This is a genomic window from Streptomyces sp. NBC_00370 (assembly GCF_036084755.1).
GTDB lineage: Bacteria > Actinomycetota > Actinomycetes > Streptomycetales > Streptomycetaceae > Streptomyces.
Window position 1 is genome coordinate 4,269,729 of the sequence record NZ_CP107968.1, and the last position, 24,163, is coordinate 4,293,891.

Sequence of the window (24,163 nt, forward strand, 5' to 3'; positions counted from 1 at the left end):
AGTCTCGGTGTGTGAGCCTTACGGCTTGCGCAGGCCGTCGAAGGCCAGCCGTACGACCGTGTCGGCGACCTGCCGGCCCTCGTAGCCGCCCGGCGCGTGCGGCCGGTACCACTCCACCAGCGAGTTGACCATGCCGAACAGCAGCCGGGTCGCCAGTCTGCTGTCCAGGTCGTCACGGAGATCGCCCTCGGCCGCCGCCGCCTTCAGCAGCTCGGCCACCCGCTGGTCGAACTCGCGCCGCCGCTCCATGGCCCAGCGCTCGGTCTCGGTGTTGCCCCGCACCCGCAGCAGCAGCGTCACGTACGGCAGCTCCGCGATCAGCACCTCGACCATGCGGCGGGTGACGTACTCGACGCGCGCCACCGCCCGCCCCTTCGTCGCCCCCTCGTCGTCGAGGATCCCGAACAGGCCGTCCAGGGCGCGGCTGACCGCCCGCCGCAGCAGCTCCTCCTTGCCGACGACATGGTGGTAGATCGACGACTTGGAGATCCCGGCCGCCTTGGAGAGATGCTCCATCGACGTGCCGTCGTAGCCGCGCTCGTTGAAGACCCGCACGGCGACCGTCAGCAGGGTCTCCGGCGTGTACGTGTCGCGCCGCGCCGTGGTCATGACCGCCCACCGCCCTGCCGCCGGTTCCCGCCGAGCCTGACCAGGGCCCGGGAGGGGCTGTAGCGGCCCCCCGGATACATCTGCGCGAGTTCGGTGAGGAAGTCCTCCGCCCAGTGCGCGCCGAGCCGCCGGGACCACTCTCCGGGGCCGCCCGGGTAGTTCACGCCGAGCGTCATGGCGGTGTCGATGTCATCGGCGCTCGCGACCGCGCGCCCCTCGGCGTCGGCGGCGAAGTCGATCAGCATGGCGACCGTACGGGCGACGATCATGCCGGGGACGTCCTCGATGACGCTGACCTTCTTGCCGAGCCGCTGGAAGAGGCCGATGGCGGCCCGCAGGTCCGCGGGGTCGACGCCCGCGCCGGGGGCGAGCGCCACCCGAGTGCAGGAGCGGTAGTCCAGGGCGAGGTCGAAGTGGATGTACGTGCCGTCGGCGCCGTCCGAGGCGGCGGCGCCGGAGGCGAGGCCGAGATACGTACCGCCGGGGAGCACGATCAGGCTGTCCGGCCCGTACTCCCGCTCGTCGTCACTGACCTTGATGCCGGCTTCCCCGATCATCCCGGGCAGCGCGGCGGCGGGTCCGAGATCGCCCCGGATCCCCACGGCCGCCGGGGGGTCGCAGGGCTCGGCCGTGTGGGGTTCGGGGGCAGGGGCGCCTTCGCCGTACGGGTACCAGCCGTGGCCCGTCTTACGGCCGAGCCGGCCCGACTCGACGAGCCGGCGCTGGGCCAGCGAGGGGGTGAACTTCGGGTCGTGGAAGAAGGAGTCCCACACGCTGCGCGTCACGGCCTCGTTGACGTCCTGGCCGATCAGGTCGGTCAGCTCGAAGGGGCCCATCCGGAAACCGGCGCCCTCGCGCAGCACGGCGTCGATGGTGGCGGGATCGGCGGCCCGCTCCTCGTACAGCCGGAACGCCTCGGCGTAGAAGGGCCGGGCGATCCTGTTGACGATGAAGCCTGGGGTGTCGGCGCAGCGCACCGGTGTCTTGCCCCACGCGGCCGCTGTCGCGTACGCGCTGTCCGCCGCCGCCTCGTCCGTCGCGAACCCGCTGACGACCTCGACCAGGGGGAGCAGCGGCGCCGGGTTGAAGAAGTGCAGTCCCACCAGCCGCCCCGGCAGGCGTAGCGCGCCGGCGACGGCCGTGACGGACAGGGACGAGGTGTTGGTGGCGAGCAGGCAGTCGTCGGCGACAACGGCCTCCAGGGCCGCGAACAGCTCCTGTTTGGCGGGGAGGTGTTCCACGACGGCCTCCACGACGAGCGCGGCGTCGGCCAGCTCGGCGACGTCGGCGGCCGGCCGCAGCCGGTCCCGTGCGGCGTCCCGCGCCTGCCCGGTCAGCCTGCCCTTGTCGACGAGCCGGTCGAGGCGGCCCACGATGGCGGCCGCCGCCTGCTCTGCGCGGCCCGGTGCGGTGTCGTGGAGCCGTACGGGATGGCCCGCCACCAGCGCCACCTGGGCTATGCCCTGGCCCATGGTGCCCGCCCCGACGACCGCGACGGTCCGCGAGGTCTCGATAGCTGTCATGGTCGCGATCCTCTCGCATGCCTGATCCACAGGTGAGTTGTCCACAGATTCTGCGGGCCCCCTGGCACCGACCGATCGTTCGGTTACTCTAACCCTGTCCTTCCGTACGTGTCTCTGCTCGTGTCCCTGCCCCAGCTCGATGAGGAGTTGGTCCGTCATGGCCGCTCAGCTCACCCCCCAGAAGCTCGCCGAGGCCCACCGGCCCACGCTCGACCAGGCGCTCGACGCGATCCGCAGCCGCGCCTACTGGTCCCCCCACCCCGAGCACCCGAAGGCGTACGGCGAGAGCGCCCCCGCCGACGGGCTCGCCGCCTTCGACTCGCTGCGCGACACCCGCTTCGAGCTGGACCAGCCGGGGACCGACGGCTGGGCGGGTGGCGAGATCTCGCCGTACGGACCCGCGCTCGGCATCGAGTACCCGCATGCCGACATCGACGTGCTGCTGCCCGCGATGCGCGCGGGCGGCGCTGCCTGGCGGCAGGCGGGGCCCGAGACGCGCGCGCTGGTCTGCCTGGAGATCCTGTCGCGGATCAGCGCCAGGACGCATGAGTTCGCGCAGGCGGTCATGCACACCAGCGGCCAGGCGTTCATGATGGCGTTCCAGGCCGGCGGACCGCACGCGCAGGACCGCGGCATGGAGGCCGTGGCGTACGCGTACCAGGAGCAGACCAGGACGCCCGCCGTGGCCGACTGGTCCAAGCCGCAGGGCAAGCGCGGCCCGCTGGAGCTGCGGAAGTCCTTCACGGCCGTCCCGCGCGGCATCGCCCTGCTGATCGGCTGCAACACCTTCCCGACGTGGAACAGCTACCCGGGCCTGTTCGCCTCCCTGGCCACCGGCAACCCGGTGCTGGTCAAGCCGCACCCTCGCGCCGTGCTGCCCCTCGCGCTCACGGTCCGGGTGGCCCGCGAGGTGCTCACCGAGGCCGGTTTCGACGCGAATCTGGTGGCGCTCGCCGTGGAGCGGCCCGGCGAGGGCATCGCCAAGACGCTCGCCGTGCGCCCCGAGATCCGGATCATCGACTACACGGGCTCGACGGCCTTCGGCGACTGGCTGGAGACCCACGCCCGGCAGGCGCAGGTCTACACGGAGAAGGCGGGCGTCAACACCGTCGTCATCGACTCGACCGACGACTACCGGGGCATGCTCGCCAACCTCGCCTTCTCGCTGTCGCTCTACAGCGGCCAGATGTGCACCACCCCGCAGAACCTGCTCATTCCGCGCAACGGGATCACGACGGACGCGGGCGAGAAGTCGTACGACGAGGTGGTGGCCGACATCGCCGCGGCGGTCGACGGCCTGCTCGGCGACGACGCGCGGGCCAACGCCCTGCTGGGCGCCCTCGTCAACCCCGACGTGAAGGCCAGGCTGGAAGCGGCGGCCGGGCTCGGCGAGGTGGCGCTTGCGTCCCGTGAGATCGCCCACCCGGACTTCCCCGACGCCGTGGTCCGTACGCCGGTGATCGTGAAGAGCGACGGCGCGCGCAAGGTGTGGGAGAGCGGGGACGACGTCCCGTATCTCGCTGAGTGCTTCGGCCCGGTGTCGTTCGCCGTGGCCGTGGACTCCACGGAGGACGCGGTGGAGCTGCTGCGGCGCACGGTCCGCGACCGGGGCGCGATGACGGTCGGCGCGTACACGACCTCGGAGGAGGCGGAGCGCGCGATCGAGGACGTCTGTCTGGAGGAGCGCGCGCAGCTCTCGCTCAATCTCACCAGCGGCGTCTATGTGAACCAGACAGCGGCGTTCTCGGACTTCCACGGCTCGGGCGGCAATCCCGCGGCCAACGCGGCGCTGTGCGACGCGGCGTTCGTGGCGAACCGCTTCCGGGTGGTGGAGGTCCGCCGCCAGGCCTGACGGCGGCGCCGCCGTCAGGCCTTCGGGCCCGTCCAGTGGAACAGCGTCATGGCCACACTGGTCGCGAGGTTGTAGCTGGACACCTGCGGTCGCATCGGCAGCGACAGCAGTCCGGCCGCCCTGCCCCGCACCTCGGCCGAGAGCCCGTGCCGCTCGGAGCCGAAGGCGAGCAGGGCGTCGTCCGGCAGGGTGACGGACCTGATGTCGGCCCCCTCCGGGTCGAGCGCGTACAGCGGGCCCGGAGGGAAGTCGTCGAGGGGCAGCTGTTCGACGGCGGTGGCGAAGTGCAGCCCCGCGCCCGCCCGTACGGCGTTGGCGTGCCAGGGGTCCAGATCGCCGGTGGTGACCACCCCGGTCGCCCCGAAACCGGCGGCGAGCCGTACGACGGCGCCGACGTTCCCCAGATTGCGCGGGTTGTCCAGGACGACCACGGGGGACGGGCGGGGCAGCGCGGACAGCTCGGCCAGATTGACGCGGCGCTCGCGCCGGACCGCCAGGGCGGCGATCCGGGTGGCGTGGACCCGGGGCACCAGTTCCTTCAGGACCTGGGCCGGCACCTCCACGAGGGAGTCGCCGATCTGCTCGGTCAGGTCGTCGGCGAGTTCGGCGGCCAGCGCCAGGGCCGCCGCCTTGTCGCTCGTGACGGCCGACCGTACGTCGGCGCCGAAGCGCAGCGCGTGCTTGAGTGCGTGGAAGCCGTCGAGCACGACCAGCTCGGGGCCTGCCTCCCGCCACTGCCGTACGGCACGGGCGGCGGCGTCGGCGTCGTTCATCGCCTCAGCCTACGGGCCGCTCGTCGGCGAGCGCGCGGGGCTGTTCGTCGCTGCCGTCGCGCTGACCGGGCAGTACGGCTCTGCCCCGGGTCAGCAGCCGGCCACGGCCGGTCTCGGCCCGGCCGCCGAGCCTGCGCAGGAAGCCCGTCGGCAGGAACACCGCGTCGGCGGCGATCATCGCGAGGGAGAAGAACGGCAGCCCCAGCAGGACGGCGATGCCCGCGTGCTCCAGCATCATCGCGACCAGCAGCACGTTCTTGACGCGCCGGTTGAACAGCGTGAACGGGAAGGCCACCTGCACGATGACGGTGCCGTAGCTCACCAGCATCACCATCGTGCCGTTGGCGGCGAGCAGGTCGGAGAGGGCGGGCCAAGGCGTGAAGTAGTCGAGCTTCAGCGGGTAGTACAGGGCCGTGCCGTCGCCCCAGCGGGAGCCCTGGATCTTGTACCAGCCGGCCGTGGCGTAGACGAGACAGACCTGGCCCATGATCACGGCGAGGGCCGTGTTGTGGAGGATGTTGGCGAGGACGTCCAGCAGGGCGCGCGGCTGGCCGCCGGGCGCGTAGCGGTTCAGCGCCCACCAGAGGGCCGCCGTGCCCCACAGCCCCCAGAGCAGGACCCGCAGCCAGCCCTCCCCCTGGACCCGGCCCAGCAGCGTGGCGCCGAGGAGGACGGCCCCGAGGACCGCCCACAGCACGGGCCCCGCCCGGTCCGCGGCGCGCTCCTGCCCGCCCCGCTCCTCCCCGGCACGCGCGGCTCGCGCCGCCCGACGGGCGTCCAGCGACCAGACCTGGCCGCAGCGCGTGAAGACGAGGTAGATCGCGATCACGTGGATCACGTTGTCGCCGCCGTCGCCGACGAAGACGCTGCGGTTCTGCAGCGACAGCACGCCGAGCATGAACACCACGGACATGGCGCGGGTGCGCCAGCCGAGCATCAGCAGCAGCCCTGACACGACGGCGACGGCGTAGACGATCTCGAACCACACCGTGCTCCGCGACCACATGAGCGTGCTGAAGGCGCCGTTGCCCGCGATGAGCTGGCTCGCCATGTCCCAGCTCCACGGCGCGTCGGGTCCGTACAGCTCGCGGCGGTGCGGCAGCTCGCGCAGCAGGAAGACCAGCCAGGTGCCGGCGAAGCCGATCCGGACGACCGCGCTCTGGTACGGGCCGAGGGCGGCGCCGGTGATCCGCTGGACCGCGCGTGCCGCGTTCACCGCGCCGTCCTCGTACGGACGCCGCCCGCGCCGGCCGGCAGGTCGGCGGAGTTCACCGTCCACCAGGAGTAGGTGTGCAGGACGGGCCGGGTGTTGATCTTCTCGTCGCTCCACGGCGGGGCCGGCACGGTGCTGGTGGACGACCTGAGCTGGACGCGGGCCACGGACCCGCCGAGGTCGTGTCCCGTTAGCCGCAGCATCACGATGCGCCGGACATAGCCCTCGGAGAGCTGGCCGCGCGTGCCGACCGGACGGTCCTTGTCGTCGTGGGAGCCGGTGTAGAAGTCCCAGGCGCGGCGCAGTTCGTTCTGGTCGACATGGCTGGGCAGGGGATTGCCCCGTATCACCGCGCCGTCCTCGGCGGAGAGGTCGATCCAGCGGCTGAGCGTGCGCTCCCCCGCCGCGGTCTCGACCTCGGCACGCGCCTCGACGTGGATGTTCTGCTGGAGGGGGTTGGGGGCGAACAGCTTCCAGTTCTGCTCGAACTCGGGATTGACCCACTCGGCGACGGCCTTGCCGTGTTCCTTGGTCACCGTGTTCGAGGGGGCGACGTAGAGGAACACCATGGCCAGATGCGCGCAGCCGAGCAGTCCGACGACGGCGAGCGCGACGGCGGCGGCCACCTGGAAGGGGAAGGAGAGCCCCGCGATACCGGGGCCTGGCGGGGGCGGCGTCTCCCGCGCACCCTCGTCGTCGTACGAAACCATCCCGCCCCGATCGCCGTCGCGCCCCCCGCGAGCCATCCAAGGGTTGACACCCTACGGGCCGCCGACCCACCATTGAAGTCCATGAACCGAACGATCGGTCGGTAGGAGTCCTGATGACGGCAGAGGCCGCGCCGGAAACGACGGCGGGAGTGGCGGAGGCGTTCGAGGCCGCGTTCGACGCGGCCGTGGCCGCCGAGGAGCGCATCGAGCCGCGCGACTGGATGCCGGACGCGTACCGCGCCTCGCTGGTCCGCCAGATGGCGCAGCACGCCCATTCGGAAATCATCGGCATGCAGCCGGAGGCCAACTGGATCACCCGCGCGCCCTCGCTGCGCCGCAAGGCGATCCTGATGGCCAAGGTCCAGGACGAGGCGGGCCACGGCCTCTACCTCTACAGCGCGGCGGAGACGCTCGGCACGAGCCGTGACGAGCTGCTGGACAAGCTGCACTCCGGCCGCCAGAAGTACTCGTCGATCTTCAACTATCCGACTCTGACCTGGGCGGACGTCGGTGCGATCGGCTGGCTGGTGGACGGCGCCGCGATCACCAACCAGGTCCCGCTCTGCCGCTGCTCCTACGGGCCGTACGCCCGCGCGATGGTCCGGATCTGCAAGGAGGAGTCCTTCCACCAGCGGCAGGGCTACGAGCTGCTGCTGGCGCTGAGCAAGGGCACCCCCGCCCAGCACGCGATGGCGCAGGACGCGGTGGACCGCTGGTGGTGGCCGTCGCTGATGATGTTCGGCCCGCCCGACGACGCCTCGGCGCACTCGGCGCAGTCCATGGCCTGGCGCATCAAGCGGCATTCCAACGACGAGCTGCGCCAGCGGTTCGTGGACATCGCCGTCCCGCAGGCCGAGTCCCTCGGTCTCACGCTCCCCGACCCGGACCTGCGCTGGAACGAGGAGCGGGGCAAGCACGACTTCGGGGCGATCGACTGGACGGAGTTCCAGCAGGTCCTGAAGGGCAACGGCCCCTGCAACGAGCAGCGGCTCACCCAGCGCCGGCGGGCGCACGACGAGGGCGCCTGGGTCCGCGACGCCGCCGCCGCCTACGCGGCGAAGCACACGGCACCCCGGGCGCACGGCGGAGAGGCAGCGGCATGAGCGGCTCGACCGACTGGCCCCTGTGGGAGGTCTTCGTACGCTCCCGGCGCGGGCTCTCGCACACCCACGCGGGCAGCCTGCACGCCCCGGACGCCGAGATGGCCCTGCGCAACGCCCGGGATCTGTACACCCGGCGCAGCGAGGGCGTCTCGATCTGGGTCGTGCCGTCCACCGCGATCGAGGCGTCGTCGCCCGACGAGAAGGACCCGTTCTTCGCCCCGGCCGCCGACAAGGCGTACCGGCACCCGACGTTCTACGAGATCCCGGACGGGGTGAAGCACCTGTGAGCGCGGCCCTCGCCCTCGGCGACGACGCGCTGGTGCTCTCGCACCGGCTGGGGGAGTGGGCGGGCCACGCCCCGGTGTTGGAAGAGGACGTGGCGCTCGCCAACATCGCGCTCGACCTGCTGGGCCAGGCCCGGGTGCTGCTCTCCCTCGTCGGTGACGAGGACGAGCTGGCGTATCTCCGGGAGGAGCGCGCCTTCCGCAACCTGCAGTTGGTCGAGCAGCCGAACGGCGACTTCGCGCACACCATCGCCCGCCAGTTCTACTTCTCCACCTACCAACTGCTGCTGTACGGGCAGTTGGCCGCCGGGGACGGCGAGCTGGCCCCGCTCGCCGCGAAGGCCGTCAAAGAGGTCACCTACCACCGGGACCACGCCGAGCAGTGGACGCTGCGGCTCGGTGACGGCACGGCGGAGAGCCACGAGCGAATGACGCGCGGCCTGGAGGCGCTCTGGCGCTTCACCGGTGAGATGTTCCGGCCTGCGGCCGGGCTGGAGACGCTCGACGTCGACTGGGCGGCCCTGCGGGCGAGTTGGACCGAGTCCGTCACGGAGGTCCTGAAGCGGGCCACCCTGTCCGTACCGACAGGACCCGACTCGGGGGCCTGGACGGCGGGCGCCGGGCGGCAGGGGCTGCACACCGAGCCGTTCGGCCGGCTGCTCGCCGAGATGCAGCATCTGCACCGCAGCCACCCGGGGGCGTCATGGTGAATCCCCCGGCAGCCCCGACCGCGACCCCGACCCCGGCGACCGTCCCGGCGGCGGCGACCGCCCCGACAGCGCTGGAGGCCGAGCTGCGCCGGCTCGCCGGCGCCGTACCCGACCCCGAACTGCCCGTCGTCACGCTGGAGGAGCTGGGCGTCCTGCGCTCTGTACGGGTCAGCGGCCCGGGCTCTGTCCGGGTCGAGCTGACCCCGACCTACACCGGCTGCCCGGCGATCGAGACGATGTCGGCGGACATCGAAGAGGCGCTGCACGCGCGCGGGATGCCGGAGGTCTCCGTCGTCACGGTGCTCTCCCCACCCTGGTCGACGGACGACATCAGCGCCGAAGGCCGCCGCAAGCTCGCCGAGTCCGGCATCGCGCCACCCCGCCCGCAGGGCGCCGCCGGCCCCGTGCCGCTCTCGCTCGCCATCCGCTGCCCGCACTGCGGCTCCACCGACACGGAACTGCTCAGCCGGTTCTCCTCCACCGCGTGCAAGGCACTGCGCCGCTGCGCGGCCTGCCGCGAACCGTTCGACCACTTCAAGGAGTTGTAGATGTTCCATCCGCTCCGGGTCAGCGAGGTCGAGCGGCTCACCGACGACGCGGTGGCCGTGACCTTCGCCGTACCGCCCGCGCTGCGCGAGACGTTCCGGCACACCCCCGGCCAGCATGTCGCCCTGCGCAGGACGGTGGCGGGCACGGAGATCCGGCGTACGTACTCGATCTGCGCGCCCGCCGGGGCCGAGCCCGTGCTGCGGGTGGGGATCCGGCTGGTCGACGGCGGCGAGTTCTCGACGTACGCGTTCAAGGAACTGGCCGTGGGCGACACGGTCGACGTGATGGAGCCGACCGGCCGGTTCGTCCTGGAGCCGCGCGCCGGGCATTTCGCCGCCGTCGTCGGCGGCAGCGGGATCACTCCCGTCCTGTCGATCGCCGCCACGCTGCTGGCGCGGGAGCCGGCGGCCCGGTTCTGTCTGGTCCGCGCCGACCGTTCCGTGGCGTCGACGATGTTCCTGGAGGAGGTCGCCGACCTCAAGGACCGCTTCCCCGACCGCTTCCAACTGGTCACCGTCGTCTCACGGGAGGAGCAGCAGACCGGGCTGCCCTCGGGACGGCTCGACCAGGAGCGGCTGACCGGGCTGCTGCCCGCGCTGCTGCCGGTGGCCGATGTCGACGGCTGGTTCCTGTGCGGCCCGCTCGGTCTGGTCGCCGGGGCTGACCGCGCGCTGCGCGGGCTCGGCGTCCCCCGGGGCCTGATCCATCAGGAGATCTTCCACGTGGACGAGGCGACGGCCGGCGGCACCGCCATCGCCAAGTCGCCCTCGACCGCGGCGGCGCGCGCGCCCGAGGGCAGCACGCTCACCGCGACGCTCGACGGCCGCTCGGGCAACTGGCCGGTCAGGGAAGGCGAATCCCTGCTGGAGACGGTGCTGCGCAGCCGCGCCGACGCCCCGTACGCCTGCAAAGGCGGCGTGTGCGGCACCTGCAGGGCGTTCCTCGTCTCGGGCGAGGTCAGGATGGACCGCAACTTCGCCCTGGAGCCGGAGGAGACGGACGCCGGTTACGTACTGGCCTGCCAGTCCCACCCGGCGACGGCCGAGGTGGAACTGGACTTCGACCGCTAGGCCGTGTCCGCAAGGGCTGCTCCCAACGACCTTGCCCAGGCCTCTCGTTCATGTTCCAAGGGCCCCTGACGGGCGCTCAGAGCACGAACGCCGGGCTGCCGTCGTCCGTCACCATCGGGCGTCCCGCGCCGTCCCAGGCGAGCATTCCGCCGTCCACGTTCACCGCGTCCACACCCTGCTGGACCAGATACTGGGTGACCTGCGCCGAGCGCCCGCCGACCCGGCAGACGACATAGGCCTTGCGTCCGTCGGACACCGCCTCGGTGACCTCGCCGAAGCGCGCCACGAAGTCGCTCATCGGGATATGCAGGGCGCCCTCGGCATGACCGGCCGCCCACTCGTCGTCCTCGCGGACGTCCAGCACGAAGCCGTCGGACGGGACCGCCGCGACATCGACCGAGGGCAGCGGGGCGAAGTTCATGGGTGGTGCCTTCTCTCGTACGGAAAACCAAACCGGACCGGGCGGACCGGCCGGCACGAAACGTCCGCAAAAAACCTAACCCACCAGCGCGGCCAGCTCGGCCTCACGCTCGGCGACCTGCGCCAGCAGCTGCTCGGCGATCTCTTCGAGCAGCCGGTCAGGGTCGTCGGGCGCCATCCGCAGCATGGAGCCGATCGCACTCTCCTCAAGATCCTTGGCGACCAGCGTCAGCAGCTCCTTGCGCTGCGAGAGCCAGTCCAGCCGGGCGTAGAGCTCGTCGCTCTCGCTCAGCCGGGGCTCGGCGGGGGCAGGGCCCGCCGCCCACTCCTCGGCCAGCTCCCGCAGCAGCGGCTCGTCGCCGCGCCCGTACGCCGCGTTGACCCGTGTGATGAATTCCTCACGCCGCGCCCGCTCCGGCTCGTCCTGCGCGAGGTCGGGATGGGCCTTGCGGGCCAGATCGCGGTAGAGCTTGCGGGCCTCGTCACTCGGCCGTACCCGCTTGGGCGGCCGGACCGGCTGATCGGTGAGCATCGCGGCCGCCTCGGGCGACAGACCTTCCGAGTCCAGCCAGTCGTGGAACAGCTCCTCGACCCCGGGCATCGGCTGGACCATCGCGCGGGCCTCCTGGGCCTTGCGCAGATCCTCCGGATCGCCGGAGTGCTTCGCCTTCGCCTCGGCGATCAGCGCGTCCAGCTCGTCGAGCCTGGAGTACATCGGGCCGAGCCGCTGGTGGTGCAGCCGGGAGAAGTTCTCCACCTCGACCCGGAAGGTCTCCAGCGCGATCTCGAACTCGATGAGCGCCTGCTCGGCCGCCCGCACCGCCTTCTCCAGCCGCGCCTCAGGACGAGGCGGGGCATCCGACGACGGGGTCGTGGGCTGCGTCACATCCGGCACGTCTGGCACGTCCTGCTTGTCGTCGTTACGGATCGTCGGCTCCCCGGGGACGTCCTGCATCACCGCACCAGCCTACGGGGCCGTACGGGGGTCACACCCCGAGCTCGGCCGCTATCCGCCCGTTCCTGACCGCCGCCAGCAGCTCCGCGTGATCCGCTTCCGTACGGTCGGCGTACGTGACGGCGAAGGCGGCGACCGCCGAGTCCAGCTCGTCGCTCTTGCCGGTGTAGCCGGCGACCAGCCTCGGATCGACACTGTGCGCATGGGCCCTGGCCAGCAGCGCGCCGGTCATCCGGCCGTAGTCGTCCAGCTGTCCGTCCGCCAGCGCCGCCGGGTCCACGCTCCCCTTGCGGTTCCTGAACTGCCGTACCTGGAACGGTCTGCCGTCAACCGTGGTCCAGCCCAGCAGATTGTCGCTGACGACTTGCATCCGCTTCTGCCCGAGCACCACCCTGCGCCCCTCGTGCGCGACCGAGGGCGACCGGAAACCGGCGGCGGCCAGATACGGCAGCAGCGCCGAGGCGCGCGCCTCCTTCACCTGGAGCACCAGCGGCTCGCCCCTGTGGTCGATCAGCAGGACCACGTACGACCGGGTGCCGACGCTGCCGGTGCCCACGACGCGGAACGCCACGTCATGGATCGCGTGCCGGGCGAGCAGCGGCAGCCGGTCGTCGGCGAGGGTGCCCACGTACTCCTCGAGCGAGGCGGCCACGGCCGCCGCCTCGGCGTCCGGCACCCGGCGCAGCACGGGCGGCGCGTCCACGAAGCGCCGCCGCGCCCCTCGCCCGCCGGGCGAACCGTCCTCCTCGGGAACCGCCTCGGTCGACTTCGCGGCGAACCGGGCGCTGGTGTTCTTCCGCGCCTTCTCGGACACCCGCTCCAGCGTGCCCATCAGATCGCGGGCGTCCGCGTGCGAGACGAGCTTCTCGTCCGCGATCGCGTTCCACGCGTCGAGCGCGGGCAGTTTGGCCAGCAGCCGCATCGTGCGCCGGTAGGCCCCCACCGCGTCGTGGGCGGCGCCCCGGCAGCTGTCCTCGTCCGCGCCCGCCTCACGCCCGGCCAGCACCAGGGAGGCGGCGAGACGTTTGACGTCCCACTCCCACGGACCCGCCACGGTCTCGTCGAAGTCGTTGAGGTCCATCACCAGATGGCCGCGCGAATCGCCGTACAGGCCGAAGTTGGCCGCATGCGCGTCACCGCAGATCTGCGCGGCGACCCCGGTGACCGGGGTGCCGACCAGATCATGGGCCATCAGCCCCGCCGCGCCGCGCAGAAAGGCGAAGGGCGACGCCGCCATCCTGCCGACCCGCAGCGGCGCGAGCCCGGGCACCCGGCCCCTGCTCGACTCCTCGACGGCGCGCACGGCGTCGGGCCGGGCCGCGGCGAACACCACCGAGTCGTGCGAGGAGCGGGGCACCCTGCTGCGCAGCTCGCGCCCCGCCGCCTTGGGCGAGCCGGACGCCGTGGGCGGTGCGAAACCGGGCACCACCGGGATCCGCCCGGTCCCGGTCGCCGTCCCCGCCGTCGGCCGCTCGGACCCACGCGGCTCGGCCGTCAGCTGCCCGGACACCGCCGATTCGACCTCGCCCATGGCGCGCCGCCTCCCCCGTACTCGGCCGGCCTGCGCCGGACCAACATCAACTGCCCCTGACCGTACCGTCGGTCAAGGACAGCCGTCGCCCCCTGTGGATAACCCGGTCGAGACGGTTGTCCACAGCCCGCCGGCCCTCCGCCGGCTCCGCGCCTGGGCCCTGTCCGGCCGGACAGGGCCTAGCAGGGCGACTGCGGCGGCTCGCGCAGATATGACTGCGCCCACGTCGAGAGTTCCTTCAGCGCGGGCTCCATCGCGGACCCCGCCTCCGTCAGCCGGTACGAGACCCGCAGCGGCGGCCCCTCGTCCACCTCGCGCAGCACGAGACCCGCCGCCCCCAGCTCGGTCAGCCGGTCGGAGAGCATGCGCTCGCTGATGCCCGGGATCGCCCGCCGCAGCTCGGCGAAGTGGACCGCGCGCTGCATGAGGACGGAGACGATCGGGCCGGTCCAGCGCTTGCCGAACAGCTCGAAGACGCGGGAGATCCCTACGTCGACCTTCTTGCACGCGCCCTCGCTGTGCTCCGTCATGTCCACAGAGTACTGGTCCCCCGACCCGGGATGAAAAAAAGTAAGCGACTATGTTATCCATAGGTACGAACGGAAAATCCGCTCACTGCTCAACCCCCGTTCCATCCCGTTCCACCCCCGTTCCCATACGTATGGAGATCCCCATGGCCACGCTGCTGCACATCGACTCCGCCGTCTTCCCCGAGGGTTCCGCCTCCCGTGACATCACCTCGGTGTTCGTCAAGAGCTGGCTGGAGCAGCACCCCGAAGGCAAGGTCGTCTACCGCGACCTCGCCGCTTCCCCGCTGCCCCACCTCGACGTCGCCGCCGCCTCGGCCGGCGCGGGCCATGCCCTGCGCGCCGAGCTGGCCGACGAGCTGGCCGCCGCCGACGCGGTGCTGATCGGCGCCCCGATGTACAACTTCACGATCGCCTCCACCCTGAAGGCATGGCTCGACCTGGTCATCATCAACGGCCACAACGCCGGGGAGAACAGCCCGGTCGCCGGCACCCCCTTCACCGTCGTCGCCAGCCGCGGCGGCTCGTACGCCCCCGGCACCCCGCGCGAGGACTTCGAGTTCGTCCAGAACTACCTGGAGAAGGTCCTGACCGGCATGTTCGGCGTCACCGACCTGGAGTTCATCGTCCCCGAGCTGACGCTGGCCCACACCGTGCCCGCGATGACCGAGCTGATCCCGCTCGCCGAGGCCTCCCGCGCCAAGGCCCGCGAGGACGCCGAGACGAAGGCCAAGGCCCTCGCCTCCCGCCTCGCCGCCTGATCGCGAGCGACATCCTGAATCGCGCACGACACCTGATCGCGCGCGACGCCTGATCCGGAACACGAGGAAGCCCCGTAGGTCGATGACCTACGGGGCTTCCATCTGTGCGCGAGGGGGGAGTTGAACCCCCACGCCCTTTCGGGCACTGGAACCTGAATCCAGCGCGTCTGCCTATTCCGCCACCCGCGCATTGGGTGTGCCGTCCGGTGCTTCACCTGCGGTCTTGCCGGTGTGCGCTCCTGGCGACATCGAGAAGATTAGCACGCAGCGGAGGGTGGGTTCACATCCAATTGTTTGAGCAGTCCGCACACGGAACAGGGAACGGAGAGCCGTCGCCCCCCACTCCTCCTGAGTGCACCCGGGGTGCGGGACACTGTCAGGAGGCCCCCTCTACGATCCGTGTGAGAGGTGACACTCATCGACGGGGCAGACAAGGGGAACCAGCCGATTTCCCGACGCGTGGATACGATCAGTAAGCACGACAGCGACAGCGTCGACGCCGATCCGGCCACCGACGCCGAGAACTACCGAGGAGGTGCCTCATGGGAGTCCTGAAGAAGTTCGAGCAACGCCTCGAAGGTCTGGTCAACGGCACCTTCGCGAAGGTGTTCAAGTCCGAGGTCCAGCCGGTCGAGATCGCCGGCGCACTGCAACGCGAATGCGACAACAACGCAACGATCTGGAACCGCGAGCGGACCGTCGTACCGAACGACTTCATCGTCGAGCTGAGCACGCCCGACTACGAGCGCCTCAGCCCGTACTCCGGCCAGCTCGGCGACGAACTGGCCGGTCTGGTGCGCGACTACGCGAAGCAGCAGCGCTACACCTTCATGGGCACGATCAAGGTCAATCTGGAGAAGGCCGACGACCTCGACACCGGGCTCTACCGGGTGCGCAGCCGCACCCTCGCATCGAGCACGTCGCAGGCAGGACCCGGCGGCGGCCCCGGCGGCCCCGCTGCTCCGCAGGCCGGTGCTCCCGGCGGTTACGGCTATCCGCCCAGCGCCGTGCCGTCCGCTCCGCCCATGCCGGCGGCCCCGCCGCCCGGCGCCCGCCACCAGCCGCCCGCGGCCGGCCGGCAGGCGCCGCCACAGGCGCCGAGCGCGCTGCCGAACAACCAGGTCCGGCGGTGGATCGAGATCAACGGCAACCGCCATCAGATCTCCCGTCCGACCCTGGTGCTCGGCCGCAGCACCGACGCCGACGTGCGGATCGACGACCCCGGCGTATCGCGCCGGCACTGCGAGATCCGGGCCGGAACGCCCTCGACCATCCAGGATCTCGGGTCCACCAACGGCATCGTGGTAGACGGACAGCACACCACCCGCGCTACGCTCCGCGACGGCTCCCGGATCGTCGTGGGCCAAACCACCATCGTTTATCGGCAAGCCGAAGGGTGAAGCGGGGGCAATGTCAGAGCTGACCCTGACGGTCATGCGGCTAGGTTTCCTGGCCGTCTTGTGGCTGTTCGTGATCGTGGCCGTGCAGGTCATCCGCAGCGACCTGTTCGGAACGCGCGTCACGCAGCGCGGCTCACGCCGCAACAGCGACGCCAGACCGCAACAGGCCCGCCAGAACGCGGCTCCGCCGCAACAGCGCCAGCAGCAGGGGGGAAACAGGCAGCGCCGGGGAGCGCCGAGCAAGCTGGTCGTCTCCGAGGGCATCCTCACCGGAACCACGGTGGCCCTCCAGGGGCAGACCATCACGCTGGGCCGCGCCCACGATTCAACGATCGTGCTGGACGACGACTACGCGTCCTCCAGGCATGCCAGGATCTACCCGGACCGTGACGGCCAGTGGATCGTCGAGGATCTCGGGTCCACCAACGGCACGTATCTCGACCGGACCCGACTCACCACCCCGACCCCGATCCCCCTGGGTGCTCCGATCCGCATCGGCAAGACCGTCATCGAGCTGCGGAAGTAGTACGACAATGAGCGAGCGGAGCGAGCGAGCCGCAGCGGTCCCGACAGCGGACCAGGGCTGGCTCCCGACCGGAGGGTGGGCAGTGTGGCTCGATCGAGAGACCGGCTGGCCCCGGAGTCGGGGTCGACGGGCGAGCCGACGGGAGAGGTGCGCATGAGTCTGTCGCTGCGTTTCGCCGCCGGATCGCACAAGGGCATGATCCGGGAAGGCAACGAGGACTCCGGCTACGCCGGTCCCCGGCTGCTGGCCATCGCCGACGGCATGGGCGGGCAGGCCGCGGGCGAGGTCGCCTCGTCGGAGGTGATCTCCACCCTCGTCCAGCTCGACGACGACGTCCCCGGTTCGGACATCCTCACCTCGCTCGGCACGACCGTGCAGCGCGCCAACGACCAGTTGCGCCTCATGGTCGAGGAGGACCCGCAGCTGGAGGGCATGGGCACCACGCTCACCGCCCTCCTGTGGACCGGCCAGCGCCTCGGCCTGGTCCATGTCGGCGACTCCCGCGCCTATCTGCTGCGGGACGGCGTCCTCACCCAGATCACCCAGGACCACACCTGGGTCCAGCGGCTCGTAGACGAGGGCCGGATCACCGAGGAAGAGGCCACCACCCACCCGCAGCGCTCGCTGCTGATGCGCGCGCTCGGCAGCGGCGACCACGTCGAGCCGGACCTGTCGATCCGTGAGGTCCGCGCCGGTGACCGCTATCTGATCTGCTCCGACGGTCTGTCGGCCGTCGTCTCCCACCAGACGATCGAGGAGACGCTCGCCGACTACCAGGGTCCGCAGGAGACCGTCCAGGACCTCATCCAGCTCGCCCTGCGCGGCGGCGGTCCCGACAACATCACCTGCATCGTCGCGGACGTCTTCGACGTCGACTCCAACGACACCCTCGCCGCCCAGCTCAACGACACCCCGGTCGTCGTCGGGGCCGTGGCGGAGAACCAGCAGCTGAACGCCGGCCAGGACGACCCGTCGATGCAGACGCCGGCCGGCCGCGCGGCGGGCCTCGGCAGGGCCGTACCGCCGCAGCCGTCAGGCGGCTTCGGCCCGCCCGGAAGCGGCGGCCAGCACAGCGGCTACGGCGAGGCGTCCGGCGACGGTTTCGGGGCGTACAGCGACGAGTACGCGGGCGACCTGACCAAGCCGCGGCAGGGCCACAAGTGGCTCAAGAGGTCGCTGTACACGGTGCTCGTCCTCGCCGTCGTCGGCGGCGGTCTGTACGGCGGCTACCGCTGGACGCAGACCCAGTACTTCGTCGGCTCCAACGGGCAGCATGTCGCGCTGTACCGGGGCATCAGCCAGGATCTCGCCTGGGTCTCGCTCTCGAAGGTGGAGAGCGACCACGACGAGATCGAACTCAAGTACCTGCCGCCGTACCAGCGCAAGCAGGTCGAGGACACCATCGCCGAGGGCAGCCTCGGCAACGCGCACGAGAAGATCGCCGAACTCGCCACCCAGGCCTCCGCCTGCCGGAAGGACGAGCTGCGGCGCAAGGCCGACCAGGAGGCCGGCGTGGCCGCGGGGGCGACCAAGCCCGGCGCGACCAAGCCGACCACCAAACCCGGCACGACCGGCGCGAATACCGCCACCCACACCACCGACACCACGCCGAAAGCAGCTCCCTCTCCAGGCCCCAGCCTCACCGGGGAAGAGCAGAAGCTGGTCTCGAACTGCTCGAAGCAGTAGCCGGCCGTAGGGGGCCTTTTCACCACCATGAGCGTTGTCACCAACACCACCACCATCGGTGCGATCGAAGCTCCGAGCAGGCGCAACACGGAACTCGCCCTGCTCGCCTTCGCCGTCGCCATCGCCGTCTTCGCGTACCTGAACGTCGGGCTCGCGCTCGACGGCGAGGTGCCGGCGGGGGTGCTCGGGTACGCGCTCGGTCTCGCCGCCCTCGCCGGTGTCGCGCACCTCGTCGTACGGAAGTTCGCGCGCTACGCCGACCCGCTGCTGCTCCCGCTGGCGACGCTCCTCAACGGCATCGGTCTCGTGCTCATCTGGCGGCTCGACCAGTCCCAGCGGCTGATCGACCGGGCCAAGAACATCTACGGGGCGTTCTCACCTTCGGCGCCGAAGCAGATGCTGTTCTCCGCGATCGGCGTCGCGCTCTTCGTCGGCGTGCTGATCCTGCTCAAGGACCACCGCATCCTGCAGCGCTACACGTACATCTCCATGGTCGTGGCCATGGTGCTGCTGATCCTGCCGGTCTTCTTCCCCGCCCAGTTCGGCGCCCGGATCTGGATCCGTATCCCCGGGGTCGGCAGCATCCAGCCAGGAGAGTTCGCGAAGATCATCATCTCGATCTTCTTCGCCGGCTACCTGATGGTGAAACGGGACGCGCTGGCGCTCGCCAGCCGCCGCTTCATGGGCCTGTACCTGCCCCGCGGACGTGACCTCGGCCCGATCCTCGTGGTCTGGGCCCTGTCGATCCTCATCCTGGTCTTCGAGACCGACCTCGGTTCGTCGCTGCTGTTCTTCGGCGTCTTCGTCGTCATGCTGTACGTCGCGACGGAGCGCACCAGCTGGATCGTCTTCGGTCTGCTGATGTCCGCCGTCGGCGCCGTCAGCGTCGCCTCGTTCGAACCGCACGTCGAGCAGCGCGTCCAGGCCTGGCTGCACCCCTTCGCCGACAAGACCCTGGCCCAGAGCGACCAGATCGCCCAGTCGCTGATGTCCTTCGGCGCCGGCGGCACCATCGGCACCGGGCTCGGCCAGGGTAACTCCGACCTCATCGGCTTCGCCGCCAACGCCGACTTCATCCTCTCCACCGTCGGCGAGGAGCTGGGCCTGGCGGGGACGATGGCGATCCTGCTGCTCTACGGCCTGATCGTGGAGCGCGGCGTCAGAACGGCCCTCGCCGCCCGCGACCCGTTCGGCAAGCTGCTCGCCATCGGCCTCTCCGGAGGCTTCGCCATCCAGGTCTTCGTGGTGACCGGCGGTGTGATGGGACTCATCCCGCTGACCGGTATGACCATGCCGTTCATGGCGGCCGGCGGTTCGTCGGTGATCGCCAACTGGGGCCTGATCGGCATCCTGATCCGTATCAGCGACACGGCGCGCAGGCCCGCACCGGCCCCAGCGCCGACCTCCGACGCCGAGATGACCCAGGTGGTCCGCCCGTGAACAAGCCCCTCCGCCGGATCGCGATCTTCTGCGCCCTGCTCGTGCTGGCTCTGCTCGTGCGGGACAACTGGGTGCAGTACGTCCAGGCCGACAGCCTCAACACGAACGCGCTCAACCGCCGTACCGGCATCGAGCGGTACAGCCACCCGCGCGGCAACATCATCGTGGACGGCAAGCCGATCACCGGCTCCGTCGCGACGAGCGGCACCGACTTCAAGTACAAGCGGACCTACAAGGACGGCGCCATGTGGGCGCCCGTCACCGGCTTCGCCTCCCAGGTCTACGGCGCCAACCAGCTCGAACAGATCGACGACGGCATCCTGAGCGGCAACGACGACCGGCTCTTCTTCGACCGCACCATGTCCATGTTCACGGGCAAGGAGAAGAAGGGCGGCAACGTCGTCACCACCCTCAACGCGGACGCCCAGAAGGCGGCCTTCGAGGGGCTCGGCAAGAAGAAGGGCGCCGTCGCGGCGATCGACCCGGCGACCGGCAAGATCCTCGCCCTCGCCTCCACGCCCAGCTACGACCCGTCCACCATCGCGGGCAGCAGCGACGAGAAGGCCTGGGTCGGGCTCGACAAGAAGAACAACCCCGACGACCCGATGCTGAACCGGGCGCTGCGCCAGACCTACCCGCCGGGCTCCACCTTCAAGGTGGTCACGGCGGCGGCCGGCCTGGAGCACGGCATGGTCACCGACGTGGACAAGCCGACCGACTCACCGCTGCCGTACATCATGCCGGGCACCACCACGGAGCTGAAGAACGAGGGCAACCTGCCCTGCAAGAACGCCACGCTGCGCAAGGCGCTGGAGGTCTCCTGCAACAGCGTCTTCGGCCACCTCGGCGAGCAGCTCGGCAAGGACAAGATGCTGGAGACGGCGAAGAAGTTCGGCTTCAACGCCGAGCAGTTCACGCCGGTACGCGCCGACGCCTCGGTCTTCCCCGAGGACCCGAACGCGTCCCAGACGGCGCTGTCCTCCATCGGCCAGTTCGACACCCGCGCCACCCCGCTGCAGATGGCGATGGTCGCCTCGGCCGTCGCCAACGACGGCAAGCTCATGAAGCCGTACATGGTCGACGAGCTGCGCGCCCCCAACCTCGACCTCATCAGCAAGACCGAGCCCGAGGAGCTGAGCCGTCCGCTCAGCCAGGAGAACGCGCAGAAGCTCCAGTCGATCATGGAGACCGTCGTCAAGCAGGGCACGGGAACCAACGCACAGATCCCGGGCGTCACAGTGGGCGGCAAGACCGGTACCGCTCAGCACGGCGAGAACAACGACCAGAACCCGTACGCCTGGTTCATCTCGTACGCCAAGACCGGTTCGGGATCGCCCGTCGCCGTGGCCGTCGTGGTCGAGGACAGCGACGCCAGCCGGGACGACATCTCGGGTGGCGGTCTCGCGGCCCCCATCGCGACGGACGTCATGAAGGCGGTCATCGACAGCGAGAAGTGACGCGAGTCACTGCTCACGCCCATATCTGCACATTGCGATACCGGTCGTATATCGGGTCACCGCCACCGGCGGAACGGACACGGCGTGCCCGGTAGCGTATGCGCGAACAGCACACCGCCGGACCACACACCGGTGCGGTCGGGACTGACGGAGAGGGCCGGAACGTTATGGAAGAGCCGCGTCGCCTCGGCGGCCGGTACGAGCTGGGCTCGGTGCTCGGCCGTGGTGGCATGGCGGAGGTCTACATCGCCCATGACACCCGGCTCGGCCGCACCGTCGCCGTGAAGACGCTGCGGGCCGACCTGGCCCGCGATCCGTCCTTCCAGGCCCGGTTCCGCCGTGAGGCCCAGTCCGCCGCCTCGCTCAACCACCCGGCGATCGTCGCGGTCTACGACACCGGTGAGGACTACGTCGACGGGGTCTCCATCCCGTACATCGTCATGGAGTACGTCGACGGGTCGACGCTCAGGGAACTGCTGCACTCCGGCCGCAAGCTGCTGCCCGAGCGCACCCTGGAGATGACCGTCGGCATCCTCCAGGCGCTGGAGTACTCGCACCGCGCGCAGATCGTCCACCGTGACATCAAGCCGGCCAACGTCATGCTGACGCGCACCGGCCAGGTCAAGGTCATGGACTTCGGCATCGCGCGCGCCATGGGCGACTCCGGCATGACCATGACGCAGACGGCCGCCGTCATCGGCACCGCCCAGTACCTCTCCCCCGAGCAGGCCAAGGGCGAGCAGGTCGACGCGCGCTCCGACCTGTACTCGACCGGCTGCCTGCTCTACGAGCTGCTCACGGTCAGACCGCCGTTCGTCGGCGACTCCCCGGTCGCCGTCGCCTACCAGCACGTACGGGAGGAGCCGCAGCCCCCGAGCGTCTACGACCCCGAGATCACGCCCGAGATGGACGCGATCGTGCTGAAGGCCCTCGTCAAGGACCCGAACTACCGCTACCAGTCGGCCGACGAGATGCGCGCCGACATCGAGGCGTGCCTCGACGGCCAGCCCGTCGCCGCCACCGCGGCCATGGGCTCCGTCGGCTACGGCTACGGCGGGCAGGACCAGCCGACGACGGCGCTGCGGCCCACCGACCCGGCGGGCCAGACGTCGATGCTGCCGCCGGCCAACCCGGACGACGGCGGGTACCAGGGCTACGACGACCGGCCCGACCGGCGCCGCCAGAAGAAGTCCAACACCTCCACGATCCTGCTCGTGGCCGCGGGCATCCTCGTGCTCGTCGGCGCGATCCTGATCGGCAAGTCCGTCTTCAGCGGCGACGGGGACGACACCGCGCAGGTGCCGGTGCCGGTCCTGGTCGGGAAGCCGCTCAGCGAGGCGCAGACGCTCGCGACCAACGCCGACGTGAAGGTCGCCCAGTCCGGCTCCGAGCGCTGCGACCAGCCCAAGGGCGCGATCTGCAGCCAGGATCCCGCGAGCGGCAAGATGAACACCGGTGACACGATCAACGTCGTCGTCTCCGAGGGCGCCCCCAAGATCGAGGTGCCCGACGTCACGGAGAAGACCGAGGAGAACGCCACCTCGATCCTGGAGGACAAGGGCTTCAAGGTCGACACGAAGCAGGTCGAGTCGGACGACCAGGACCCGGGCACGGTCATCTCGCAGGACCCGGCGGGCGGCGCGCAGGCCGAGAAGAACTCCGAGATCACGCTGAAGATCGCGAAGAAGGCCCAGGTCAATGTGGCCCCGGTCGTCGGCAAGCAGATCGACGCCGCGACGGCCCAGCTCCAGGGGACCGGCTTCGAGGTCGCCAGGAACGACGTGGACAGCGACCAGCCGGCGGGCCAGGTCGTCAAGCAGGACCCGGCGGGCAACAGCAAGGCGGACAAGGGCAGCAAGGTCACCCTGGACGTCTCCAAGGGCCCGAAGCAGGAAATGGTCACGCTGCCGGCCAACCAGCAGATCCAGGGCAGGCCGCTGGGCGAGGTCAAGGCGCTGCTGGGAAGCCTCGGACTGACCGCCGAGGTCGCTCCCGGCCAGCCGGGCGACGACAACGCCATTGTGATCAACAGCACCCCGGGCCCCGGCCAGCAGGCCCCCAAGGGCTCCAAGGTGACGCTGAACACCGTGGGTGCCCCGGGCGGCGGAGGCGACAACGGCGGCAATGGCGGTGACGACAACGGCGGAGGCGGCGGAGGCTTCTTCGGCGGCCCGAACGGTGTCGCCTACCGCACCGAGGACTAGCGCCTCTGCGGCGGACCGCAACGACAAAGCCCCGGCGCCCTGACGGGCGGCGGGGCTTTGTCGTACCTGGACTCGGGCGGCTCAGCGCAGTTCGGGCGGCGGGGTGCGGTCCGCGTCGACCTTCTGCGTGCGCACCAGCTCGGCCCAGACGACGAAGCGGTAGTCCGACGTGTAGATCGGCGTGCAGGTCGTGAGCGTGAGATAGCGGCCCGGCTTGGTCTTGCCGGACTCCTCGGGGACCTGCGCGAGCACGTTGACGTTGTACTTCGAGGTCTTCTCCAGCTCCTTGTAGACCTTGTAGACGTACCAGGTGTCCTTCGTCTCGAAGACGACCGGATCGCCCACGTCCACCTGGTGGATGTTGTGGAACTTCGCGCCGTGGCCGTCGCGGTGCGCGGCCAGCGTGAAGTTGCCCGTCTTGTCCCAGGGCAGCGCCGACTTGACCGGGGCGTCGTAGTAGCCGGCGACGCCCTCGTTCAGGGTCTTGGTGTCGGTGCCCTTCTTGACGAGGACTTCGCCGTTCTTCATCGAGGGGACGTGCAGGAAGCCGATGCCGTCCTTGGTGTTGAACGGCGGCGGCCCGTTGTCGCCGGCCCCGCCGCCGCCCGCCTCCCAGTTGTGGCGCACCTGGTTGCCCTGCTTGGCGGCCTCGCGGTCGGCGAGGACGTTCGTCCACCACAGCGAGTAGACGACGAAGAGCGCGAGCACCAGGCCCGCTGTGATGAGCAGTTCACCGAAGACGCTGACCACCGTCGCGACAGGGCCGCGGGTCCTGCGGACGGTGTCGGTACCGGTGTCGGCTTCGGTGTCGGGCTGTTCGCCGCTCTCGGTCGTCGCTGCCACCGCAACCGTCCCCGTCC

The 24,163-nt window shown here is 70.7% G+C and carries 23 protein-coding genes and 1 tRNA gene; 13 read left to right on the forward strand and 11 right to left on the reverse strand.

Features of this window, described 5'->3' with window-relative positions:
* Positions 1–18: 18 nt before the first annotated feature.
* Positions 19–609, reverse strand: coding sequence for a TetR/AcrR family transcriptional regulator (locus OHS57_RS18975; protein ID WP_041987503.1), 591 nt, complete (start codon positions 607–609; stop codon positions 19–21).
* Complete coding sequence (locus OHS57_RS18980; RefSeq protein WP_328582767.1) at positions 606–2,132, reverse strand: 3-hydroxyacyl-CoA dehydrogenase; 1,527 nt, start codon at positions 2,130–2,132, stop codon at positions 606–608. The genes OHS57_RS18975 and OHS57_RS18980 overlap by 4 nt, the downstream gene beginning before the upstream one ends.
* A gap of 157 nt (positions 2,133–2,289) precedes the next feature.
* On the opposite strand from OHS57_RS18980, the gene paaN reads away from it, so the two are divergent.
* A complete protein-coding gene (paaN, locus tag OHS57_RS18985) occupies positions 2,290–3,984 on the forward strand; it encodes a phenylacetic acid degradation protein PaaN (protein WP_328582768.1) in 1,695 nt (564 codons plus the stop codon).
* A 14-nt stretch (positions 3,985–3,998) separates the two neighbouring features.
* On the opposite strand, the gene OHS57_RS18990 is transcribed toward paaN, so the two are convergent.
* From OHS57_RS18990 to OHS57_RS19000, 3 genes are read right to left on the reverse strand one after another with little or no spacing between them, the layout of a single operon-like run.
* The gene (locus tag OHS57_RS18990) at positions 3,999–4,757 is read right to left on the reverse strand and encodes a TrmH family RNA methyltransferase (protein ID WP_328582769.1); all 759 of its coding nucleotides are present in this window, start codon (positions 4,755–4,757) and stop codon (positions 3,999–4,001) included.
* 4 nt (positions 4,758–4,761) lie between these two features.
* Complete coding sequence (locus tag OHS57_RS18995) at positions 4,762–5,973, reverse strand: HTTM domain-containing protein (protein ID WP_328582770.1); 1,212 nt, start codon at positions 5,971–5,973, stop codon at positions 4,762–4,764.
* Entirely contained in the window at positions 5,970–6,680 is a 711-nt protein-coding gene (locus tag OHS57_RS19000) for a DUF5819 family protein (RefSeq protein WP_328582771.1), read from the reverse strand. The genes OHS57_RS18995 and OHS57_RS19000 overlap by 4 nt, the downstream gene beginning before the upstream one ends.
* A gap of 113 nt (positions 6,681–6,793) precedes the next feature.
* Between OHS57_RS19000 and paaA the strand changes: the two genes are divergently transcribed.
* From paaA to OHS57_RS19025, 5 genes are read left to right on the forward strand one after another with little or no spacing between them, the layout of a single operon-like run.
* Positions 6,794–7,783: a 1,2-phenylacetyl-CoA epoxidase subunit PaaA gene (gene paaA / locus OHS57_RS19005; RefSeq protein WP_328582772.1), complete on the forward strand. Its 990-nt coding sequence runs from the start codon at positions 6,794–6,796 to the stop codon at positions 7,781–7,783.
* Positions 7,780–8,070: a 1,2-phenylacetyl-CoA epoxidase subunit PaaB gene (paaB, locus tag OHS57_RS19010; RefSeq protein ID WP_041987486.1), complete on the forward strand. Its 291-nt coding sequence runs from the start codon at positions 7,780–7,782 to the stop codon at positions 8,068–8,070. The genes paaA and paaB overlap by 4 nt, the downstream gene beginning before the upstream one ends.
* Positions 8,067–8,777, forward strand: coding sequence for a 1,2-phenylacetyl-CoA epoxidase subunit PaaC (paaC, locus tag OHS57_RS19015; protein WP_328582773.1), 711 nt, complete (start codon positions 8,067–8,069; stop codon positions 8,775–8,777). The genes paaB and paaC overlap by 4 nt, the downstream gene beginning before the upstream one ends.
* Positions 8,771–9,325: a 1,2-phenylacetyl-CoA epoxidase subunit PaaD gene (gene paaD, locus OHS57_RS19020; RefSeq protein WP_328582774.1), complete on the forward strand. Its 555-nt coding sequence runs from the start codon at positions 8,771–8,773 to the stop codon at positions 9,323–9,325. The genes paaC and paaD overlap by 7 nt, the downstream gene beginning before the upstream one ends.
* Entirely contained in the window at positions 9,326–10,396 is a 1,071-nt protein-coding gene (locus tag OHS57_RS19025; RefSeq protein WP_328582775.1) for a 2Fe-2S iron-sulfur cluster-binding protein, read from the forward strand.
* Positions 10,397–10,472: 76 nt separating this feature from the next.
* On the opposite strand, the gene OHS57_RS19030 is transcribed toward OHS57_RS19025, so the two are convergent.
* The 4 genes from OHS57_RS19030 to OHS57_RS19045 all read right to left on the reverse strand — a co-directional run bounded on the left by OHS57_RS19030 (position 10,473) and on the right by OHS57_RS19045 (position 13,832).
* Positions 10,473–10,817, reverse strand: a complete 345-nt coding sequence (locus OHS57_RS19030; RefSeq protein WP_041987474.1) for a rhodanese-like domain-containing protein — start codon at positions 10,815–10,817, stop codon at positions 10,473–10,475.
* A 75-nt stretch (positions 10,818–10,892) separates the two neighbouring features.
* On the reverse strand, positions 10,893–11,771 hold the full coding sequence (locus tag OHS57_RS19035; protein ID WP_443043078.1) for a J domain-containing protein: 879 nt from the start codon (positions 11,769–11,771) through the stop codon (positions 10,893–10,895).
* A gap of 31 nt (positions 11,772–11,802) precedes the next feature.
* The gene (locus OHS57_RS19040) at positions 11,803–13,302 is read right to left on the reverse strand and encodes a DUF2252 domain-containing protein (RefSeq protein ID WP_328582777.1); all 1,500 of its coding nucleotides are present in this window, start codon (positions 13,300–13,302) and stop codon (positions 11,803–11,805) included.
* A gap of 179 nt (positions 13,303–13,481) precedes the next feature.
* Positions 13,482–13,832 (reverse strand): winged helix-turn-helix transcriptional regulator, encoded by a 351-nt coding sequence (locus OHS57_RS19045; RefSeq protein WP_041987472.1) that lies wholly within the window; start codon positions 13,830–13,832, stop codon positions 13,482–13,484.
* 143 nt (positions 13,833–13,975) lie between these two features.
* Between OHS57_RS19045 and OHS57_RS19050 the strand changes: the two genes are divergently transcribed.
* Positions 13,976–14,590 carry an FMN-dependent NADH-azoreductase gene (locus tag OHS57_RS19050; protein WP_328582778.1) on the forward strand — a complete coding sequence of 205 codons (615 nt, stop codon included), beginning with the start codon at positions 13,976–13,978 and terminating at the stop codon, positions 14,588–14,590.
* Positions 14,591–14,695: 105 nt separating this feature from the next.
* On the opposite strand, the gene OHS57_RS19055 is transcribed toward OHS57_RS19050, so the two are convergent.
* Positions 14,696–14,779: transfer RNA gene (locus OHS57_RS19055), tRNA-Leu, on the reverse strand.
* Between the two features lie 353 nt (positions 14,780–15,132).
* Here OHS57_RS19055 and OHS57_RS19060 point away from each other — a divergent pair.
* The 6 genes from OHS57_RS19060 to pknB all read left to right on the forward strand — a co-directional run bounded on the left by OHS57_RS19060 (position 15,133) and on the right by pknB (position 23,303).
* Entirely contained in the window at positions 15,133–15,990 is an 858-nt protein-coding gene (locus OHS57_RS19060) for a DUF3662 and FHA domain-containing protein (RefSeq protein WP_328582779.1), read from the forward strand.
* A gap of 10 nt (positions 15,991–16,000) precedes the next feature.
* Complete coding sequence (locus tag OHS57_RS19065) at positions 16,001–16,516, forward strand: FHA domain-containing protein FhaB/FipA (protein WP_041987466.1); 516 nt, start codon at positions 16,001–16,003, stop codon at positions 16,514–16,516.
* 153 nt (positions 16,517–16,669) lie between these two features.
* Positions 16,670–18,202: a Stp1/IreP family PP2C-type Ser/Thr phosphatase gene (locus OHS57_RS19070; protein WP_041987462.1), complete on the forward strand. Its 1,533-nt coding sequence runs from the start codon at positions 16,670–16,672 to the stop codon at positions 18,200–18,202.
* A 27-nt stretch (positions 18,203–18,229) separates the two neighbouring features.
* Positions 18,230–19,642: an FtsW/RodA/SpoVE family cell cycle protein gene (locus OHS57_RS19075; RefSeq protein WP_041987459.1), complete on the forward strand. Its 1,413-nt coding sequence runs from the start codon at positions 18,230–18,232 to the stop codon at positions 19,640–19,642.
* Complete coding sequence (locus OHS57_RS19080; RefSeq protein WP_328582780.1) at positions 19,639–21,099, forward strand: peptidoglycan D,D-transpeptidase FtsI family protein; 1,461 nt, start codon at positions 19,639–19,641, stop codon at positions 21,097–21,099. Before OHS57_RS19075 ends, OHS57_RS19080 begins: the two co-directional genes overlap by 4 nt.
* Positions 21,100–21,266: 167 nt before the next feature.
* Positions 21,267–23,303, forward strand: coding sequence for a Stk1 family PASTA domain-containing Ser/Thr kinase (pknB, locus tag OHS57_RS19085; protein WP_328582781.1), 2,037 nt, complete (start codon positions 21,267–21,269; stop codon positions 23,301–23,303).
* Between the two features lie 81 nt (positions 23,304–23,384).
* On the opposite strand, the gene OHS57_RS19090 is transcribed toward pknB, so the two are convergent.
* On the reverse strand, positions 23,385–24,146 hold the full coding sequence (locus OHS57_RS19090; protein WP_041987454.1) for a class E sortase: 762 nt from the start codon (positions 24,144–24,146) through the stop codon (positions 23,385–23,387).
* Between the last annotated feature and the right edge of the window lie 17 nt (positions 24,147–24,163).

Bases quoted from the DNA above. Each gene is read 5' to 3' on its own strand.
- OHS57_RS18975 (WP_041987503.1), bottom strand. From the start codon at position 609: ATGACCACGGCGCGGCGCGACACGTACACGCCGGAGACCCTGCTGACG.
- OHS57_RS18980 (WP_328582767.1), bottom strand. From the start codon at position 2,132: ATGACAGCTATCGAGACCTCGCGGACCGTCGCGGTCGTCGGGGCGGGC.
- paaN (WP_328582768.1), top strand. From the start codon at position 2,290: ATGGCCGCTCAGCTCACCCCCCAGAAGCTCGCCGAGGCCCACCGGCCC.
- OHS57_RS18990 (WP_328582769.1), bottom strand. From the start codon at position 4,757: ATGAACGACGCCGACGCCGCCGCCCGTGCCGTACGGCAGTGGCGGGAG.
- OHS57_RS19000 (WP_328582771.1), bottom strand. From the start codon at position 6,680: ATGGTTTCGTACGACGACGAGGGTGCGCGGGAGACGCCGCCCCCGCCA.
- paaA (WP_328582772.1), top strand. From the start codon at position 6,794: ATGACGGCAGAGGCCGCGCCGGAAACGACGGCGGGAGTGGCGGAGGCG.
- paaB (WP_041987486.1), top strand. From the start codon at position 7,780: ATGAGCGGCTCGACCGACTGGCCCCTGTGGGAGGTCTTCGTACGCTCC.
- paaD (WP_328582774.1), top strand. From the start codon at position 8,771: ATGGTGAATCCCCCGGCAGCCCCGACCGCGACCCCGACCCCGGCGACC.
- OHS57_RS19025 (WP_328582775.1), top strand. From the start codon at position 9,326: ATGTTCCATCCGCTCCGGGTCAGCGAGGTCGAGCGGCTCACCGACGAC.
- OHS57_RS19030 (WP_041987474.1), bottom strand. From the start codon at position 10,817: ATGAACTTCGCCCCGCTGCCCTCGGTCGATGTCGCGGCGGTCCCGTCC.
- OHS57_RS19035 (WP_443043078.1), bottom strand. From the start codon at position 11,771: ATGCAGGACGTCCCCGGGGAGCCGACGATCCGTAACGACGACAAGCAG.
- OHS57_RS19040 (WP_328582777.1), bottom strand. From the start codon at position 13,302: ATGGGCGAGGTCGAATCGGCGGTGTCCGGGCAGCTGACGGCCGAGCCG.
- OHS57_RS19045 (WP_041987472.1), bottom strand. From the start codon at position 13,832: ATGACGGAGCACAGCGAGGGCGCGTGCAAGAAGGTCGACGTAGGGATC.
- OHS57_RS19050 (WP_328582778.1), top strand. From the start codon at position 13,976: ATGGCCACGCTGCTGCACATCGACTCCGCCGTCTTCCCCGAGGGTTCC.
- OHS57_RS19060 (WP_328582779.1), top strand. From the start codon at position 15,133: ATGGGAGTCCTGAAGAAGTTCGAGCAACGCCTCGAAGGTCTGGTCAAC.
- OHS57_RS19065 (WP_041987466.1), top strand. From the start codon at position 16,001: ATGTCAGAGCTGACCCTGACGGTCATGCGGCTAGGTTTCCTGGCCGTC.
- OHS57_RS19070 (WP_041987462.1), top strand. From the start codon at position 16,670: ATGAGTCTGTCGCTGCGTTTCGCCGCCGGATCGCACAAGGGCATGATC.
- OHS57_RS19075 (WP_041987459.1), top strand. From the start codon at position 18,230: ATGAGCGTTGTCACCAACACCACCACCATCGGTGCGATCGAAGCTCCG.
- pknB (WP_328582781.1), top strand. From the start codon at position 21,267: ATGGAAGAGCCGCGTCGCCTCGGCGGCCGGTACGAGCTGGGCTCGGTG.